15 protein-coding genes are annotated in these 17,029 nt (G+C 47.5%); 7 read left to right on the top strand and 8 right to left on the bottom strand.

Annotation, left to right across the window (positions count from 1 at the left end; genetic code table 11):
* Positions 1-51: 51 nt before the first annotated feature.
* From ACLJPQ_RS08145 to ACLJPQ_RS08135, 3 genes are all read right to left on the bottom strand, one after another.
* On the bottom strand, positions 52-1,707 hold the full coding sequence (locus tag ACLJPQ_RS08145) for a glucan biosynthesis protein D (RefSeq protein ID WP_001081947.1): 1,656 nt from the start codon (positions 1,705-1,707) through the stop codon (positions 52-54).
* A 219-nt stretch (positions 1,708-1,926) separates the two neighbouring features.
* Positions 1,927-3,435: a carboxylesterase/lipase family protein gene (locus ACLJPQ_RS08140; protein ID WP_080184721.1), complete on the bottom strand. Its 1,509-nt coding sequence runs from the start codon at positions 3,433-3,435 to the stop codon at positions 1,927-1,929.
* A gap of 48 nt (positions 3,436-3,483) precedes the next feature.
* Positions 3,484-4,827: a VOC family protein gene (locus ACLJPQ_RS08135; RefSeq protein ID WP_063809261.1), complete on the bottom strand. Its 1,344-nt coding sequence runs from the start codon at positions 4,825-4,827 to the stop codon at positions 3,484-3,486.
* 291 nt (positions 4,828-5,118) lie between these two features.
* Between ACLJPQ_RS08135 and ACLJPQ_RS08130 the strand changes: the two genes are divergently transcribed.
* Entirely contained in the window at positions 5,119-6,042 is a 924-nt protein-coding gene (locus tag ACLJPQ_RS08130) for a LysR substrate-binding domain-containing protein (RefSeq protein WP_000414259.1), read from the top strand.
* Between the two features lie 60 nt (positions 6,043-6,102).
* Here ACLJPQ_RS08130 and ACLJPQ_RS08125 read toward each other — a convergent pair whose 3' ends face one another.
* The 3 genes from ACLJPQ_RS08125 to ACLJPQ_RS08115 all read right to left on the bottom strand — a co-directional run bounded on the left by ACLJPQ_RS08125 (position 6,103) and on the right by ACLJPQ_RS08115 (position 9,322).
* A complete protein-coding gene (locus ACLJPQ_RS08125) occupies positions 6,103-7,728 on the bottom strand; it encodes a methyl-accepting chemotaxis protein (RefSeq protein ID WP_080184722.1) in 1,626 nt (541 codons plus the stop codon).
* A 168-nt stretch (positions 7,729-7,896) separates the two neighbouring features.
* On the bottom strand, positions 7,897-9,015 hold the full coding sequence (locus tag ACLJPQ_RS08120) for an S-(hydroxymethyl)glutathione dehydrogenase/class III alcohol dehydrogenase (protein ID WP_000842141.1): 1,119 nt from the start codon (positions 9,013-9,015) through the stop codon (positions 7,897-7,899).
* A 31-nt stretch (positions 9,016-9,046) separates the two neighbouring features.
* A complete protein-coding gene (locus ACLJPQ_RS08115) occupies positions 9,047-9,322 on the bottom strand; it encodes a metal/formaldehyde-sensitive transcriptional repressor (protein ID WP_001120770.1) in 276 nt (91 codons plus the stop codon).
* Between the two features lie 523 nt (positions 9,323-9,845).
* On the opposite strand from ACLJPQ_RS08115, the gene ACLJPQ_RS08110 reads away from it, so the two are divergent.
* Entirely contained in the window at positions 9,846-10,247 is a 402-nt protein-coding gene (locus ACLJPQ_RS08110) for an effector protein (protein WP_077916081.1), read from the top strand.
* A gap of 128 nt (positions 10,248-10,375) precedes the next feature.
* Here ACLJPQ_RS08110 and ACLJPQ_RS08105 read toward each other — a convergent pair whose 3' ends face one another.
* Positions 10,376-11,092 carry a hypothetical protein gene (locus tag ACLJPQ_RS08105; RefSeq protein WP_001588428.1) on the bottom strand — a complete coding sequence of 239 codons (717 nt, stop codon included), beginning with the start codon at positions 11,090-11,092 and terminating at the stop codon, positions 10,376-10,378.
* A gap of 425 nt (positions 11,093-11,517) precedes the next feature.
* On the opposite strand from ACLJPQ_RS08105, the gene sseJ reads away from it, so the two are divergent.
* Positions 11,518-12,744, top strand: coding sequence for an SPI-2 type III secretion system effector SseJ (sseJ, locus tag ACLJPQ_RS08100; protein ID WP_001131425.1), 1,227 nt, complete (start codon positions 11,518-11,520; stop codon positions 12,742-12,744).
* A gap of 120 nt (positions 12,745-12,864) precedes the next feature.
* Here the strand turns inward: sseJ and ACLJPQ_RS08095 are convergent, their stop codons facing one another.
* Positions 12,865-13,209 (bottom strand): DUF1294 domain-containing protein, encoded by a 345-nt coding sequence (locus tag ACLJPQ_RS08095; protein WP_000281191.1) that lies wholly within the window; start codon positions 13,207-13,209, stop codon positions 12,865-12,867.
* A 908-nt stretch (positions 13,210-14,117) separates the two neighbouring features.
* Between ACLJPQ_RS08095 and ACLJPQ_RS08090 the strand changes: the two genes are divergently transcribed.
* Genes ACLJPQ_RS08090 through ACLJPQ_RS08075 form a run of 4 tightly spaced genes read left to right on the top strand, consistent with a single transcriptional unit; the run spans position 14,118 to position 16,966 of the window.
* Positions 14,118-14,879, top strand: coding sequence for a transporter substrate-binding domain-containing protein (locus ACLJPQ_RS08090; RefSeq protein WP_000949379.1), 762 nt, complete (start codon positions 14,118-14,120; stop codon positions 14,877-14,879).
* A gap of 6 nt (positions 14,880-14,885) precedes the next feature.
* Positions 14,886-15,533, top strand: coding sequence for an amino acid ABC transporter permease (locus ACLJPQ_RS08085; RefSeq protein WP_017441315.1), 648 nt, complete (start codon positions 14,886-14,888; stop codon positions 15,531-15,533).
* Between the two features lie 24 nt (positions 15,534-15,557).
* Positions 15,558-16,289: an amino acid ABC transporter ATP-binding protein gene (locus ACLJPQ_RS08080; protein WP_001196336.1), complete on the top strand. Its 732-nt coding sequence runs from the start codon at positions 15,558-15,560 to the stop codon at positions 16,287-16,289.
* The gene (locus ACLJPQ_RS08075) at positions 16,286-16,966 is read left to right on the top strand and encodes an amino acid ABC transporter permease (RefSeq protein ID WP_000560165.1); all 681 of its coding nucleotides are present in this window, start codon (positions 16,286-16,288) and stop codon (positions 16,964-16,966) included. The genes ACLJPQ_RS08080 and ACLJPQ_RS08075 overlap by 4 nt, the downstream gene beginning before the upstream one ends.
* The last annotated feature ends 63 nt before the right edge of the window (positions 16,967-17,029 follow it).

Below are 17,029 nucleotides of genomic sequence, written 5' to 3'. Positions count from 1 at the left end.
GCAATTTCCGCAACCTGTACCGCCTTTGTGGCGGTACAGAAGGCAAACTGACTAACGCATGATACGATCGTCGACATAACGGCGCTTATCCGGCGCGGGCGGGAAATACTGATACAGCCAGGTTTCGCTGATAGCCTCCCCCTGGCAGCGCAGGAACATACGCATATCCACCGGTGCCGTAGAATCCGAGGTCGGATACCAGTCAAACTGGATACGATAACCGTCGAAAGGCTCTACGTAGAGGATCTCAATCTGCTTCGCCTCGCCACTGGAGAGTGTAATTACCGGCTCAATGCCTTTTGGCGCGGCCGCTTTCAGATCGCCGCCGACAAAATCAATAGCAAAACGGCGCGCCCATTTATCCGGGTAATGCTCGCCCGGCGCCCAACCTTCGGGAAAGCCGCCCATCCCTGTACGGGTCGCCATGACCCGCGCAAGCGGCGATTGTACCGGCGGCTGCGCGCTCCAGTACAAACGATAATTGAACGCCAGCGTATCCCCGGCTTTGATCGCTTTTTCCGGCTGCCAGAAACAGACCACATTATCCAGAGTTTCACCAGTGGTTGGGATCTCCATCAGGCTAACTGCACCTTTCCCCCACTTACTGCGCGGCTCCACCCACAGGCTCGGACGTTTGTTGTACCAGCCCATCACATCCTGATAATGCGAGAAATCGCGATCGAGTTGCAGCAGGCCGAACCCTTTCGGGTTATCGTCCATATATGCATTGAACTGCAATTTCTGCGGATTATTCAGCGGGCGGCAAATCCACTCGCCGTTACCCCGCCACATCGCCAGCCGATCGGAATCGTGAATTTGCGGATGAATGGTGTCGCATACCCGGCGTTCATTATTCCCACAGCTAAACATACTGGTCATCGGCGCAATGCCAAGTTGCTTAATATCTTTACGGGCATAGAGATGGTTTTCTACATCCATGATCACCTGCGATTTTTCGCAATGGATCACAAATTTATACGCGCCCGTCACGCTGGCGCTGTCCAGCAGAGCGTAAACGGTAAACGTAGTATCGCCCGGCTTGGCGGTGTCAAACCAGAATGCAGTGAAGTCAGGGAACTCTTCCTGACCGTCAGTATAGGTATCTATCGCCAGCCCGCGAGCCGACAGGCCATACTGATAAGTATCATCTACCGCCCGGAAGTAACTGGCGCCCAGGAAGGAGACGACATCGCGCCGCGCCAGTTCCGGTGCTTTAAAGACACGGAAACCGGCGAAACCGAGATCGCTCTGCCCTTCCAGTTGCGTCGTGTCGACGCCGGCATCGTTGTATTTAAACAGTTCCGGACGAAAATGGATCTCGCGAGCAAGATGCGTCGTCGTATCAACGGAAAACATGCGTACGCGACGACGAAAGCCCATCCCTACGTGGAAAAACTGAATATCGAGCTGCCGATTGGCAACACCGTTCCAGAGTGAATGCGCCGCGTCATACTGAATGCTGTTATAGGCCTGCGGCGTCAGATTGGCGAGCGTATCCGGCAAGGGTCCCGGCGCGCCGCCCCAGGGCTTTTTCGCTAACGCCTGGGCCATTGATTGCAGACCAGCAAAATCAAAACGGACAATTTTACCATCCGCAATATCGGATTCCGCGGCAAACGCCGCCTGAGAAAAGAGGGAAGCAATACCGCTGGAACCGCACACGGCGGCCATTGCCATTGAACCTTTAATAAATCGTCTACGATTCATACCTGAAAATGAGTCCTTCTGGTCTTGTGAATGGTCCCGCGCTGGTTTTTTCAGCAGCAAGAATGTGCCCGTTTCTGACCGCTCACTCTAGACAAAATTCATTAATAATCCAATTGTTGGTCGCCTGGAAACTGTGCAAAAGCGTAAATATTTTATGTCGATAAGAACCGACCTAATCGGATGTAAACCTCACGCAGCATTCTTCAGGTTATGAAAAGTTTATTCCAGACTAACGTGATGTTTCATGACTCGTTTAAACAGCGCCAGACGCGCACGCATAAAGCGGTTTTCCACTTTAAAACCGGCAAGTTTGTTCAGCCCAATCCGCAACAGACGATCTCGCCCCCGAATGCTGGCGGGCCAGCGAACCGGGCCGTGCAGCACGTCGCGCGTGCGGCTGGCATGACGAGCGAAATTCACCCAGTAATCCGCCACCTGCGAGGCAAAGGCCAGGTCATTCTCATTCACATAATGGCATGTGGGCTCAGCCCGCGTTAACGTATCGAATACATACGGTATTTCATTGCCATGACAGGCACCATTCGCGTAAGTGTTATGCTCCGCTTCGGCGACATAATCAAACCAGTAACGCCAGCACGGTTCGCCGATCCGCTGCTGCGCTTGCATGACGACATAACCCAACGTGGTAAATACCATATCCCGACAGACCTGCCGCCCTAGTGCTTCGTCGCCTTTCACTCCAGGATAAAGCAGCCGGATTAACCCCAGGCCAACACGCCGCTCATGGCGCATTTTTTGAATTTGACCGGCAATATCGACGCCAAAAACTGCCAATACGCTGGCTTCATCGCTATTCGAGCCGATCATCACCGGTATCGGATGCTGTTTCGCCGCAAAGAAGGTTTCCAGCATCGGATGCGGCAGCACGACGTCGCCGGAAATCGGCGTCGGCGCAATTTTAAAAGGCGCGTCCAGCGGCCAAAACGTCTCTGCCGGTAAAGCGCGTAGCTGTTCGGCAGTGGCATGGGCTAAACCAAGATGTTCCGCCAGCGCAACGCCTTTTTTTAGCGCCACCTCGCGGGGCGTATCCGGCAGCGTATAACCACTCTGAATAATCGCTTTATGAAAAAGCCCCTTCGCCAACGGCGAAGCCATCAACGACAGCACGCTGCGGGCGCCGGCGGATTCGCCAAATAACGTCACATTCTGCGTATCGCCGCCAAACGCGGCAATATTGTCCTGCACCCAACGCAGCGCAGCGATTTGATCGAGTAAAGCGAAATTATGAATACACTCCGCCTCTTCGCCTTCCAGCGCCGGATGCGCGAAAAAGCCCAGATGGCCAAGCCGATAATTGACCGTCACCACGATCGCGCCGCGCTTCGCCAGCGCTTGACCGTCATAGGGCGGCAAACTTCCCGCGCCAATGGTGTAACCGCCGCCGTGTAGCCAGACCATGACCGGCAACGGTTCATGACGCACGGCGGGAGCCCAGACGTTCAGATAGAGACAGTCTTCGGAAAAATTTCCCGGATCGCCGCCGCCGAGTTCGCGACACCAGGTAATATCCTGCCAACTGGCGCAGGAGAAACAATCCGCCTGGCGCACATCCTGCCAGGGCGTAACAGGCTGCGGCGCACGCCAGCGTAGCTCCCCTGTTGGCGGCGCGGCATAAGGTATACCGCGCCAGATATGGATTTCTTCCTGTACGACGCCCACGATTTTACCGTGACGCGTCGACACCAGCGGGATGGAGGGATTCAACATAACGCCTTCCTTTTACAGTATCCTCACAGCCTGTGAAGCTTACCGCTTTTAAAGCAGACCGCAACGGCGTTTACTGCGTTCTTCCGCTTCCTGATATAACGAAAATTCATCCCGTACTGCACATCCCAGCGCCTGTTCAAAGGCGTCGCGGCTGGCATTGCCGTGGCTTCTGGCCAGCGTTTCATTTCCCAAATTCGACTGAAAAATGCCGGCTGCGCTGACCGGAAGAAAATCTTCATAGATAATCGGCTGCGCGATTACCCAACCGCGCTCAATAAGCGGCTGCGGATCGTCGCCAGGATGGATCGCCTGACGATGCGCCTCGCCGGAAGGCGTTAAGCGATAGCGGAACCAGGCAAGCCCCTGCTGGCGAAGCAGAAATTCGCTATCCGGAAAGGCGTTAAAGACCTCCCGCAAATGGAGTTGATGCGTGAAGTTATCCTTACCCGTTCCCGCCTTGTGCAACAGTTCGTCATATAATCGACGACCTTTTGGCGTCAGCGCGACGCCACGTTGCTCAATTTCGCCGAAGCGCGCCGTGTGCGTACCCTGCTTTTCATCAACGAAGAGCACCTGCTCTTCCAGAGCTTTGAAACTGGTTTGCCGCAACAGAATAGGCACTTCGCGGCGAGGCGGACCTTCGATAAGAATTTTAGGCGTAATGCCGCACTCCGGCATCATGGCCTGTACCCGGTCGATATCCAGAGTACGTGGCGTCAGATGGTTAATGTGGCATCCCGGAAAACAGACCACGTCGGCAATTAAACGATGCTCACGATGCAGGCTGCGGTACGTTTCTTCATCAACGGTAGCCTGACGATGCCAGCGAAAAGTCTCCAGCGTTTCACGGACGAACTCTTCGGCCTGAGCAGCACTAAAACCGCCCTGCTCGTCGTACTCATCCAGCAATTGTCGGCAGCGCGATGTAAAAATATCCCGCTGCGATAAGATTTCCGCCGCCCGCTGGCGTAATGCCGCGTTTTCAATGAGCTCCAGGCGTAATAGCGAAGTGAACATGCGAAAGGGATTACGCGAGAGCGAAGCCTCGTCAATGGGACGAAATGCCGTGGAGTGCACAGGCACGCCCGCCTGAGAGAGATCGTAATAACTTACTGGGTACATCCCCATGATGGCGAATATCCGACGCAAGGTAGAAAGTTCTTCTGCGGTGCCAACACGAATGGCGCCATGTCGTTCCACGTTCAATCGCGCCAGTTCATCGGCATTAGCCAACTGCTCATGCAGTTTGGGATTATTTTCCAGCACCGCCAGATTCACGTCAGCCACAAGTTCCAGTAACGTACCGTACTGCGGAACTTCCTGCTGGTACATTGCCGACATTGCCTGCGAAAAGTGTTCCCGAATCTCATCTGCCGTGATGGTGTTCGCCATAATGTCATGCCTCCAGTGAATGTTACCTGGAGTGTAGAAAACCTCATCCATTCCGGGGAGAAGAATTTATAAAGTGTGATCCGACCTGAATTCATTATGCAGAACGGATTGACATGAGCTGCATATCCCCGACCAGATCGCGGCTTAACACGCTTAACGGCAGTTGAATCATCAGTAAAATAAAACAGTTGTAACTTGAAATGGTAAAATGTTAATAATATTTTGCTATCAGGTTATCAAAAACAAACAACTTTACTTGTCACCCGCACGGCTCTGTTTTTAACATCGCTTATGGAAAAAAATGGTCTGTTTAGTCAGCGCATTCGGTTGCGCCACCTTCATACATTTGTCGCCGTTGCGCAACAGGGAACGCTGGGGCGCGCGGCTGAAACCCTTAACCTGAGCCAGCCAGCGCTTTCTAAAACGCTGAACGAACTGGAACAACTCACCGGAACCCGTCTGTTCGAACGCGGGCGACTGGGCGCGCAATTAACGGTTCCTGGCGAACAATTTTTGACTCATGCGGTAAAAGTATTAGATGCATTGAATACCGCCGGGCAGGCGCTGAATCGCAAAGAGGACGCCAGCGCCGATGTGGTGCGTGTTGGCGCGCTCCCCACCGCTGCGCTGGGTATACTCCCGGCGGCTATTGGGCGGTTCCATCAACAGCAAAAATCGACCTCGTTACAGGTCGCGACCATGAACAATACGATGTTGCTTGCAGGTCTGAAATCAGGCGAGATCGATCTGGGTATTGGCCGCATGTCAGACCCGGAATTAATGGGCGGTTTAAATTACGAACTGCTGTTTTTAGAATCGCTTAAATTAGTGGTACGCCCCGGTCATCCCCTGTTACAGGAGACGATCACGCTCAGTCGGGTTATGGAGTGGCCGGTAGTCGTCTCGCCAAAAGGCACGGTACCGCGCCAGAATGCGGAAGCCCTGTTGCAAAGCCAGGGGTGTAAAATGCCTGCCGGATGTATCGAAACGCTATCCGCATCGTTATCACGACAACTGACCGTAGATTACGATTACGTCTGGTTCGTCCCCTCTGGCGCGGTTAAAGAAGATCTTCGCCAGGCGACGCTGGTCTCATTACCCGTGCCGACCCAGAGCGCAGGCGAACCGATAGGTATTCTTACGCGAGTTGATATCCCGCTCTCAACCGGGGCGCAAATGCTGATTGCGGCGATCCGTAAATCGATGCCGCTGTGATAGCGGCTGTCGGACATTAAACGCGCCCGCGGCTAAAATAGCCCGCTGGCGCGACGCTTATTAAAGGAAGGATGATCGCATCGTCGCGCCAGTATCCTGTAAACGAAACGCATCAACGGCTTGCGTCAAGCGGGCGGCCTGTACTTCAAGCGAAGCCGCCGCCGCGGACGCCTCTTCGACCAGCGACGCGTTTTGTTGCGTAACCTTGTCCATCTCAGAAATCGCCTGACTGACCTGAACAATACCGCGACTTTGCTCATCAGAGGCTGCCGCGATGTCGAGCATAATATCGGTGACGCGTTTGACGGCATCCACAATCTCATTCATGGTGCTCCCCGCAGCGATAACCTCTTCAGATCCTTGTTCAATCAGGCTGACCGATGCGCCGATCAAGCCTTCAATCTCTTTTGCCGCCTGCGCGCTGCGACTGGCGAGGGTACGAACCTCACTGGCGACCACCGCAAAACCGCGTCCTTGTTCCCCGGCGCGTGCCGCCTCGACCGCCGCGTTCAGCGCCAGGATGTTGGTCTGGAAAGCGATACTGTTAATGACGGCGGTAATTTCCGAGATTTTTTTCGAGCTGGTGGAAATATTCCCCATCGTTTGTACGACCCCGGAAACCATCTGGCCTCCGCGGCTGGCTTTACCGGAAGCATCTTCCGCCAGTTTGCTGGCGTGATGCGCATTATCCGCATTCTGCTTAACGGTTGCCGTCAACTGTTCCATACTGGCCGCGGTCTGTTCAATGGCGGCAGCCTGCTGTTCAGTACGAGAAGATAAATCCGTATTACCGGCGGTAATTTCGCTGGTGCCTCGATAAATTTCCTCCGCCCCCTGACGCACCGCCCCTACCGTTTGTTGCAACGCATGCTGCATCTGCTGAAGATGATGACTCAGGCGACCAATTTCACTGCGCCCTGTGGGCTCGTCAGCCATGGTCAGATCGCCCGCCGCAATGCGTTCGATACGTGACGCAGACTGCTGCAAGGGTCGTATCACCGTGCGACGCAGCACCATGAAGGTCATTAACGTCAATACCAGCGCCAACGTAAATGCGCCAATCATAAACATCATACCGAGCCGGGTACGTTGGTAAGCCTGCTCGCTAAGTAGTCTCGCCCGCTCGGTGCGCAGTTCAATCGCTTTCAACAGGACATGGTTATATGCGGCATCCAGTTGTTTTGCCTGCTCGTTTTCATGATTAATGATCGCTTCGAACATGCCATTTTTGGCAAATTTCAGCATCGGTTGCAGGCCGTTGATATAGGCGGTGTAGCGGGCGTTTAACTCGTTATCCAGCGCGTCATCGGCGGGTGTTTTCACCGCTCTGGACATATAAGCGTTAAAGCCGTCCTGAGACTGCTTGATCCGCGTTTCCGCAGCGGCAATATTGGCTTTCATTTCATCCATTTCAGCAATCCGGCTCGCCGCGCCAGCGTGGATCATATTGATACGTGCGGTACGTAAGTGGTTAGCGCTGTTGGATAATCCCATCCGTACCTGAATCTCGTCCGTGACATCACGCTGATCGCGATCGGCCTGTAACAGAAAATAGCCTGCCAGCCCGGCGCTCAAAGCAAAAAGAAGAAGGATGCCACCGAGAATGGAGGAAAACAGCGGAACCAGCCGAATATGATGCAGGAAGCTCAGTTTATGCGAGGCTTGCATCGAGAATGTGTTGCCCATGACCGTCGACTCTCTTGTAGGTTTTATGCGTAAAACACGCCCGTTAGATAGTCATCGGCACTTCGTGACGTTTGCTTACCGCGAAAAGCATCGCCTTCGTCACATTTTCACAACATTCATTCCAGAAAATTCAGAAAAGCGCCAGCGGAAAATCCGCTGGCGGATGAATCAGTTATCGCCAAAGTGGATAACAGTACGGATGGATTTACCCTGATGCATCAGTTCAAAGGCATCGTTAATCTGCTCCAGCGGCAGGCGGTGAGTAATAAAAGGATCTAAACGGATTTTACCGTTCATCGCATCTTCTACCATCCCTGGCAGCTGCGTGCGCCCTTTCACGCCGCCAAAAGCGGAGCCACGCCAGACGCGACCGGTCACTAGCTGGAAGGGACGGGTTTTGATTTCCTGCCCTGCCCCCGCTACGCCAATAATAATGCTTTCGCCCCAGCCTTTATGACAACATTCCAGCGCTGCTCGCATCACGTTAACGTTGCCGATACATTCAAAACTGAAATCTACGCCGCCATCAGTAAGCTCAACAATAACGTCCTGGATCGGTTTGTCGTAATCATTCGGATTAATAAAGTCCGTGGCCCCCATTTCGCCCGCCAGCGTAAATTTTTCCGGATTCGTGTCGACAGCTAAAATACGCCCGGCTTTAGCCTGAACCGCGCCCTGAATAACCGCCAGCCCAATACCGCCTAAACCAAAAACGGCAACGGTGTCGCCCGCTTTCACTTTAGCGGTGTTATGGACGGCGCCAATACCCGTCGTCACGCCGCAGCCCAACAGACACACTTTATCCAGCGGCGCCTGCGGGTTCACTTTCGCCAGAGAAATTTCCGCGCAAACGGTATATTCGCTGAACGTGCTGGTTCCCATATAGTGATAAACGGGTTCGCCGTTATAAGAAAAGCGAGTAGTGCCATCCGGCATCAGCCCTTTTCCCTGAGTGGCGCGTACGGCCTGACAAAGGTTAGTTTTACCGGACTTACAGAACTTACACTCGCCGCATTCCGCCGTATACAGTGGAATAACATGGTCGCCGGGTTTCAGGCTGGTGACCCCCTCGCCGACCTCAACTACCACGCCGCCGCCTTCGTGACCCAGTACTGCCGGGAATACGCCTTCCGGATCATCGCCGGAAAGGGTAAAAGCATCGGTATGACAAACGCCGGTATGGGTGATTTTGACCAGAACTTCGCCTTTTTTCGGCGGCGCAACGTCAATCTCGACAATTTTTAACGGCTGACCGGGACCAAAAGCAACTGCTGCACGTGATTTCATATATCTCTTCCTGTTACGGTGAAGGAAATTGTTATTTTAGATAAGCGCGAAGGAGATGGCCGATTTCCGCCATCCGAACCGCGCGCTGATCTGGCGTAGTTTCCCCGCTGACCAGCTCATCTTTCAGATGGATTTCAACCATTTCACTCATCAGGCCATTAGACGCGCCGCGCACGGCGGCAATCTGTTGCAGAATCGCCAGACAAGGTTCGCCAGACTCAAGCGCCCGCTCCAGCGCTTCAACCTGCCCGCGTATGCGACGAACACGGGTAAGGATACGTTTTTTATCTTCAGGTGAATGCGGCATTCGACCTCCATATACTATAGGGGGGTATACTATCAGAATTTAATGTTTATGTAATTGTAAAATTACACACAATATAAAAATCAATCGCTTATAACTTACCGGCATAGGTCATCAAGAAACAGTTCACATTCAGCATATTCAGCTCACGGGAACTTTTTTTGGCCACAGACAATAAACGCCAAAGCTTCCTTTCTAAGCTGCAATGTCCTGCCCGACTGGGGTACAGAGGTAATGCCAGGTGAGTCCGGCCCTATTACCCAGAAGTAAATATTTACTCAATAGTTTTTATTTACTCACCAGGTGGTAGTGAATAAAAGTTATGATATACAGATGTCAGTCTTGTAAGAACGTAACATCACAACTTCGATACACCGCCGTCGAGTAGCGAAAATATCTCAACCCTGTGTCTTTCCAGGCTTAATCAATGTGGACAAAAAATCAAATGAGCGTTATTTGAAAGTTTTTTAATACCCAAAAGCGTCATCATTATTGTTAATTTGAAATCAATCTCAGGTAATAATCCATGCCTATTTCGATTTGTAAACATGGTGCCCCTTTTGTTGTTCAACATGAAAATCGGTACGGTTCCGGGGCAAGTCAGTCATCATCACTTTTCAAATCAATCCGCCATATTAGCAACTCTCATGAGGCAATAAACTTTATAAGTTGCTATAGTGCAAATGGAAGCTGTTTTTCCAATGCACAGATGCTAGCCAATGCCTCAGGGAGCCCTGTTATAGGTTACTATGGGAAGGTAAATAAGTTAACAGCCAGTCTGGCTAATAGCGGTCGTATATTTCGCCCACAGCATAAGCTTGCGGCCAATATTTGTTATGTAGGTAATCGGCTTCTGAGCGCTCCAGTTCAAGTTGGGTTTGGCCTGAAACATCTGCTAACCTGTCACTCAAATGGTAATGTCAGATAAAGTGTCATGCCATGCCCTTCCCGGCATTGCTATTCCACAGCCTACAGATATGGGCGCTCAGTTCTTTCTCTAATCTCTGCTATGGGAAGCTCTGGCGTCATTTCACGCTCTTGCCAACCAGTATTTTATTAAAGTCTGACTTTTACCAGGGTAATTTCATAAGAGTGTCCATCTTCTGGTCTAAAAATAATAAATCTATTGTTATTTTTAGTAAAGGATTTCGACAAAATAAAACTATCATGATATCTGGCCAGGACGTAGTACCAGCCTCCATCATACAATATCATTTCGTATTCTTTCTTTAATTGTGGCTTATAGATCCCAACAAAAAAAGAAAATATAAAAAAATATATAATAAAACCAAGCATAACTATAGTGAAACAATGCCTTCGCACCCAACTGAGTTGCGTAAAACAAATCACTGGCATCAATTTACTATAAAAACGCATCCCCACCGATAAGCATAAAGCCACCAGTAAAATGATAAAAAAAAGCTCCCACAAAAACGATTCTGTTAAGAGAGAAAACTCGATAACAATTGGAATAAAGAACAAAACCGCTGCCAAAAAAAGGCGTAAGAAGCTAAGGTCGTGGATACGTGCTTTTTGCTTTACTAGAAAAAACAATAAGATACCCACTCCCCATGCTATTATGAATATAGCCATCAGGCTAATCGCATGGAATAGACTTCGGGCAATGTTGTCAGGGCCGACGCCTACATACCACCACGGGAAACCATAGTACGCGGAGACGCCCCAGCCATAAAAATAGGCGCTCCCCCATCCCAGACCACCTAAATAGGCCAAAAGCATTGAAGAGTTTTTAATAATTGAATCATCACTCATTATAGTTAACTCACTTAAGAAATATTTAATATAAAAATAGAAATCAACACATTATATAAAACACCAACCCCTTGAAAATAATAGTTGAATGATAAGTTTACCTAATTTTCCTGAGTATCAAGCCAGCTCATACTCACGCCAGCACACTAAAATCAGGAGTGGCTTCTTTTTTAGATCTTTGCCTTAGCCAGGCGCACACTCAATAATGATAGCAGTCAGATAATATGTACCAGGTATTAACCTCACGTTGTTGATGATATATTTACTTCGTTGAAAAACAATAAACATTGTATGTATTTTATTGGCGACGAAAAACTGTTAAAGAAGCGTAATTCCATATACACCATTTACCTGATTACTTTTCTTGCTAATATTTGCTAATTAATGTTTTGCTAAAGCGTGTTTAATAAAGTAAGGAGGACACTATGCCATTGAGTGTTGGACAGGGTTATTTCACATCATCTATCAGTTCTGAAAAATTTAATGCGATAAAAGAAAGCGCACGCCTTCCGGAATTAAGTTTATGGGAGAAAATCAAAGCATATTTCTTTACCACCCACCATGCAGAGGCGCTCGAATGTATCTTTAATCTTTACCACCATCAGGAACTGAATCTAACACCGGTACAGGTTCGCGGAGCCTACATCAAACTTCGAGCCTTAGCGTCTCAGGGATGTAAAGAACAGTTTATTATAGAATCACAGGAACACGCCGATAAGTTGATTATTAAAGATGATAATGGTGACAATATTTTATCTATTGAGGTTGAATGTCATCCGGAAGCTTTTGGTCTTGCCAAAGAAATCAATAAATCACATCCCAAGCCCAAAAATATTTCTTTGGGTGATATTACCAGACTGGTATTTTTTGGCGACAGCTTGTCTGACTCCTTAGGGCGTATGTTTGAAAAAACACATCATATCTTACCCTCCTATGGTCAATACTTTGGCGGAAGGTTTACTAATGGATTTACCTGGACTGAGTTTTTATCATCTCCACACTTCTTAGGTAAAGAGATGCTTAATTTTGCTGAAGGGGGAAGTACATCGGCAAGCTATTCCTGCTTTAATTGCATCGGTGACTTTGTATCAAATACGGATAGACAAGTCGCATCTTACACCCCTTCTCACCAGGACCTGGCGATATTTTTATTGGGGGCTAATGACTATATGACACTACACAAAGATAATGTAATAATGGTCGTTGAGCAACAAATTGATGATATTGAAAAAATAATTTCCGGTGGAGTTAATAATGTTCTGGTCATGGGGATTCCCGATTTGTCTTTAACACCTTATGGCAAACATTCTGATGAAAAAAGAAAGCTTAAGGATGAAAGCATCGCTCACAATGCCCTGTTAAAAACTAATGTTGAAGAATTAAAAGAAAAATACCCCCAGCATAAAATATGCTATTACGAGACTGCCGATGCATTTAAGGTGATAATGGAGGCGGCCAGTAATATTGGTTATGATACGGAAAACCCTTATACTCACCACGGCTATGTACATGTTCCCGGGGCTAAAGACCCTCAGCTAGATATATGTCCGCAATACGTCTTCAACGACCTTGTCCATCCAACCCAGGAAGTCCATCATTGTTTTGCCATAATGTTAGAAAGTTTTATAGCTCATCATTATTCCACTGAATAAAGTTCCATCGGCTGCGGTACGCCTTGAGCAAAACACCGCTCAATATCATAGTGCCGGTGGCATGAAAATATGAGGTTGTCTTTGCTGCCGGTTGGTCAATAAGTGATCCATACTCTATGTTCAGTAGGACAAAAATGGATAGAGTCGATAGATCGCCACCGTAACTACAATACTCACTATCACACTGACGATAAAGTATGTTTTGAATGGCTGCTTTTGCGTTTTATGACGGAAGAGTTGTTGCCCAACAATCGCACCAGGCCACCCACCGACAACCCCAAACACCAACAAAGTGGATTCCGGCACTCTGCGCCAGGTTTTACGTGCCGCCGTTTTATCTACACCGTAGATCGCCAGCGTTAGCACATTGGCGAGCAGGAACCACATCGCGACGGGATGCGATGTAAAAATGCTTCCGACCGCAGCGGAGATCAGGAGTAAATAACAAAAGCGGTTAAGATACATATTATTATGTCATAGCAATGATTAGGGACATCGGAGCCCATTATACGCGATACATGCGCCTATGTGATGCAGAATTTTCTTTTCATTCAGCCAACGAGTCATCGAGGATTCATTTTTAATTACCATGGTAATCATAAGGTAATTAACGTGTTGTGAACACGATTAAAATGGGTAAAGCCACCGAAAATGTTACCACCTTAACCATTGCCAGGATAACTTAATGGAGAACCCTCTTTATTGCTGTTTGTTATCCGGTTGGCAGTCTCAGTTTTGGATTTATTTATCGTATTTATATTTATTACATAAGATGTACGATGTTAATTTGAGAATTTTATCTCGGCAACCGCATATATTAAGATATTTCTGAATTAAGATTATTATCGATTAAAACAAGTTAACGTTTTGATAAACATAACAACATCGTCAGAACTCCTGATTTGTTGTCGTTTGTTCATAGGGCAAATAATTTATATGCTTGCAAATATAGATAGCACGCAAATCAACTTAGCTCAGAAAATGTATTTGACAAGCAAAGATAAGTCTTTATATTGGCCCTGGATAGAGTGGTAAGATGATACTTAGAGACATTAAATACACCGTCACTGAAGCATTTATCTGCTTATCATGTAAATATGTATGCGTAAATGGAGCATAAACTATGTCCAGTATACTAATGTCTATGGTATCTTTACATTTTCACCTTTCATGGGGTCGCTGCACTCATATCCAATTGATATCTCATGGTATATTCAATCCATTCCCTTTGATGATTTCTGTTAAACCTCCTGATTAACTTAGTTAACAGCGATGGAATACATACGTTAAGTACTTTACGCCTGAAAATGTCAGGTTCACGCCCTAATGCTTAATTTATAATACGCATTACCTTACCACAGGAAATAGATAGCATGTTATCCAAAAAAATTGGCTTATCGATGATAGTGTTGGGAATAATGTCGTCTTCAGCTTTTGCTGATAGCATCGTTGAAGGGAGAACACTCAATGTCGCAGTATCACCGGCCTCTCCCCCTATGTTATTTAAAAGTGCTGATGGCAAATTGCAGGGGATAGATCTGGAGCTTTTTTCGTCTTACTGTCAGTCACGGCATTGTAAGCTAAACATCACCGAATATGCCTGGGATGGAATGCTTGGCGCAGTGGCGAGTGGTCAAGCAGATGTCGCATTTTCGGGAATTTCAATCACAGATAAACGTAAGAAAGTTATTGATTTTTCTGAACCTTATTACATCAACTCTTTTTATCTGGTCAGTATGGCCAATCATAAAATAACGCTCAATAACCTCAATGAATTAAATCAATATTCTATTGGATACCCTCGAGGAATGGCTTACTCCGACCTTATAAAAAATGATCTGGAGCCCAAAGGATACTACTCGTTAAGTAAAGTAAAATTGTATCCAACCTATAATGAGACGATGGCTGATCTAAAAAATGGCAATCTTGATCTGGCTTTTATAGAAGAGCCTGTTTATTTTACCTTCAAAAATAAGAAAAAGATGCCGATAGAAAGCCGTTATGTTTTCAAGAATGTTGATCAGCTTGGCATTGCCTTTAAGAAAGGCTCTCCCGTGCGCGATGATTTCAACTTATGGCTTAAAGAGCAAGGGCCACAAAAAATATCTGACATCGTCGATAACTGGATGAAATAGTAAGCTATGTCATCAGGTAATATGCTGGCTATCTTTTATTTCCTATTGGAAGGGATTGGTAATACGCTGCTTGTAACCTTTACCTGTTTTCTCTCAGCGTTTTTTACCGGGCTTACAGTCGCCGTATTACGGCGACTATCCCCCCTTCCACTACAGAAGATGCTCGACGTACTGGTCTTTATTCTTCGGGGAATTCCAATACTTATTGCTGTTTTTCTTGTTTATTTTGGATTGCCATCGATTGGCATATATGTTTCACCTCTGGTGGCCATGAACCTCAGCGTCGGCTTAATCAGTGGGAGCTATCTTGCCGAGGTGTTCAGAGGGGCGCTTAAATTAGTTGAGCCATACGAAATTACGGTAGCGAAAGTAGCAGGAATGCGTCAATTACAGGTTATAATAAATATTGAACTGCCACAGATGTTGCGATTTTCTGTGCCCGGTATTATCAATGAGTTTTCTTCTGTATTAAAAGCGACGCCCTTTGCTTATACTGTAGGTATCGCTGAAATAACGAAGCAGGCAATGTCACTGACAGCCATCACGCTGAACGGGTTACAGATCTATACTCTTGCCGGGGTATTATATTTCATTATTTATAAAGTTTTTACTCTTCTGGCCGGAGTGTTTGAGAAAAAATATCGCATCAGTTGAAGCATAAAAATAGAGGTGATACTTATGGCTTTACTGAAACTAAAAGAGATAAGTAAGGAATATTCAGGAAAAAAGGTTCTTGATACGGTTAGTCTGAAAATTCAATCGGGAGACATGAAAGTAGTCATGGGGCCATCGGGTTGTGGAAAAACGACGCTTTTACGCTGTCTGCTTCGATTAGAAGAGCCTGATTATGGTGATATTTATTTTCACGGGAGAAATATTTATGACAAGGAATTTACTATTCTTGAGTTCAGAAAAAAAGTTGGTTGTGTCTTCCAGAATTACGCTTTGTATCGCCATCTTAACGTCATGGATAATATTACCCTTGCCCTATGTAAAGTGTTTGGCATGCCGGGACAACTAGCCCGGGAGAAAGCCTTACATGAGCTACAAAAACTTGATATGGTCTCGCATAGCGCGAAATACCCTTCGCAATTATCGGGCGGCCAGCAACAGCGCGTCGCCCTGGCCCGTACAATGGTCACCGACCCAGAACTCATTATTTTTGATGAGCCGACGTCTGCGCTTGATCCGCTCATGACTCGTGAAGTCGGAATGTTGATCAAGCAACTTCACGACAATGGCGTCACTATATTATGCGTCACTCATGATATTCGCCTCGCCAGATTACTAAGCGATAACGTAACGTTTCTTAATCATGGCAAGATTCGTGCAGAAGGCGCTTTTACCGATCTTGCCTTACGAGAAACGGATCCAGATATCCACTGTTTTTTTAGCGAGGCACAACGATGATCGCTGGCTGGTCTCTCTTCTTTAATGACCTGACTGAACAACTGCCACTTGTTGTGGACGGTATTAAAGAAACCTGTAAACTTGCGCTGATTGTTTCCATCACCGGTTTTTTGTGGGGAATTATTATTTTCTTTCTGAGCCTGAGCCATCGCCCCGTGGTAAAAGCCATAACTCGACTGTACATGGATTTCTTTATCGGTACGCCACTCATTCTTATTCTATTTGTTATCTATTATGGTTTACCTCAATCTGGCATTCACCTGTCCTCTTTTACCGTGGCGGTTACAGGTTTTACCTTGAATGTCGGCGCATATAATGCCGCGTACATGACAACGGCCTATAACGCATTGAATAAGTATGAAACGGAGGCAGCAGTCGTTCAGGGGTTGAACAAACGGCAGGTCTTTTTGTGGATTATACTGCCTCAGGTATTGCTGTCTTCCATTCCAGCCTTAACGAATCAGGTGATTAATAACCTTAAAGACAGCACCATCGTTTTTCTTATCCAATATACTGAGTTTTTCGCGCGAATTCAGGAGGTTGCTGCAACTAGCTTTAAATTCTTCCATGCTTACCTTTTTGCCGCCATAGTGTATCTTATTGGCGTTACCTTTATCGTCGGTTTGACCCGGTTTTTAGAGCATAGACTGCTTCGCCATTACGGTCAGGATTACTGAGTTGCACTGCACTATTCTGATTAATTCATCGCTGACATTATCAAAGTTATTTTTATTTAGTGT

Origin of the sequence: Salmonella sp. SAL04213, assembly GCF_046550535.1 — a bacterium.
Classification (GTDB): Bacteria; Pseudomonadota; Gammaproteobacteria; order Enterobacterales; family Enterobacteriaceae; genus Salmonella; species Salmonella enterica.
This window is presented reverse-complemented; position numbering and strand designations above follow the sequence as displayed.

Bases quoted from the DNA above. Each gene is read 5' to 3' on its own strand.
- ACLJPQ_RS08145 (WP_001081947.1), bottom strand. From the start codon at position 1,707: ATGAATCGTAGACGATTTATTAAAGGTTCAATGGCAATGGCCGCCGTG.
- ACLJPQ_RS08140 (WP_080184721.1), bottom strand. From the start codon at position 3,435: ATGTTGAATCCCTCCATCCCGCTGGTGTCGACGCGTCACGGTAAAATC.
- ACLJPQ_RS08135 (WP_063809261.1), bottom strand. From the start codon at position 4,827: ATGGCGAACACCATCACGGCAGATGAGATTCGGGAACACTTTTCGCAG.
- ACLJPQ_RS08130 (WP_000414259.1), top strand. From the start codon at position 5,119: ATGGAAAAAAATGGTCTGTTTAGTCAGCGCATTCGGTTGCGCCACCTT.
- ACLJPQ_RS08125 (WP_080184722.1), bottom strand. From the start codon at position 7,728: ATGGGCAACACATTCTCGATGCAAGCCTCGCATAAACTGAGCTTCCTG.
- ACLJPQ_RS08120 (WP_000842141.1), bottom strand. From the start codon at position 9,015: ATGAAATCACGTGCAGCAGTTGCTTTTGGTCCCGGTCAGCCGTTAAAA.
- ACLJPQ_RS08115 (WP_001120770.1), bottom strand. From the start codon at position 9,322: ATGCCGCATTCACCTGAAGATAAAAAACGTATCCTTACCCGTGTTCGT.
- ACLJPQ_RS08110 (WP_077916081.1), top strand. From the start codon at position 9,846: ATGCCTATTTCGATTTGTAAACATGGTGCCCCTTTTGTTGTTCAACAT.
- ACLJPQ_RS08105 (WP_001588428.1), bottom strand. From the start codon at position 11,092: ATGAGTGATGATTCAATTATTAAAAACTCTTCAATGCTTTTGGCCTAT.
- sseJ (WP_001131425.1), top strand. From the start codon at position 11,518: ATGCCATTGAGTGTTGGACAGGGTTATTTCACATCATCTATCAGTTCT.
- ACLJPQ_RS08095 (WP_000281191.1), bottom strand. From the start codon at position 13,209: ATGTATCTTAACCGCTTTTGTTATTTACTCCTGATCTCCGCTGCGGTC.
- ACLJPQ_RS08090 (WP_000949379.1), top strand. From the start codon at position 14,118: ATGTTATCCAAAAAAATTGGCTTATCGATGATAGTGTTGGGAATAATG.
- ACLJPQ_RS08085 (WP_017441315.1), top strand. From the start codon at position 14,886: ATGTCATCAGGTAATATGCTGGCTATCTTTTATTTCCTATTGGAAGGG.
- ACLJPQ_RS08080 (WP_001196336.1), top strand. From the start codon at position 15,558: ATGGCTTTACTGAAACTAAAAGAGATAAGTAAGGAATATTCAGGAAAA.
- ACLJPQ_RS08075 (WP_000560165.1), top strand. From the start codon at position 16,286: ATGATCGCTGGCTGGTCTCTCTTCTTTAATGACCTGACTGAACAACTG.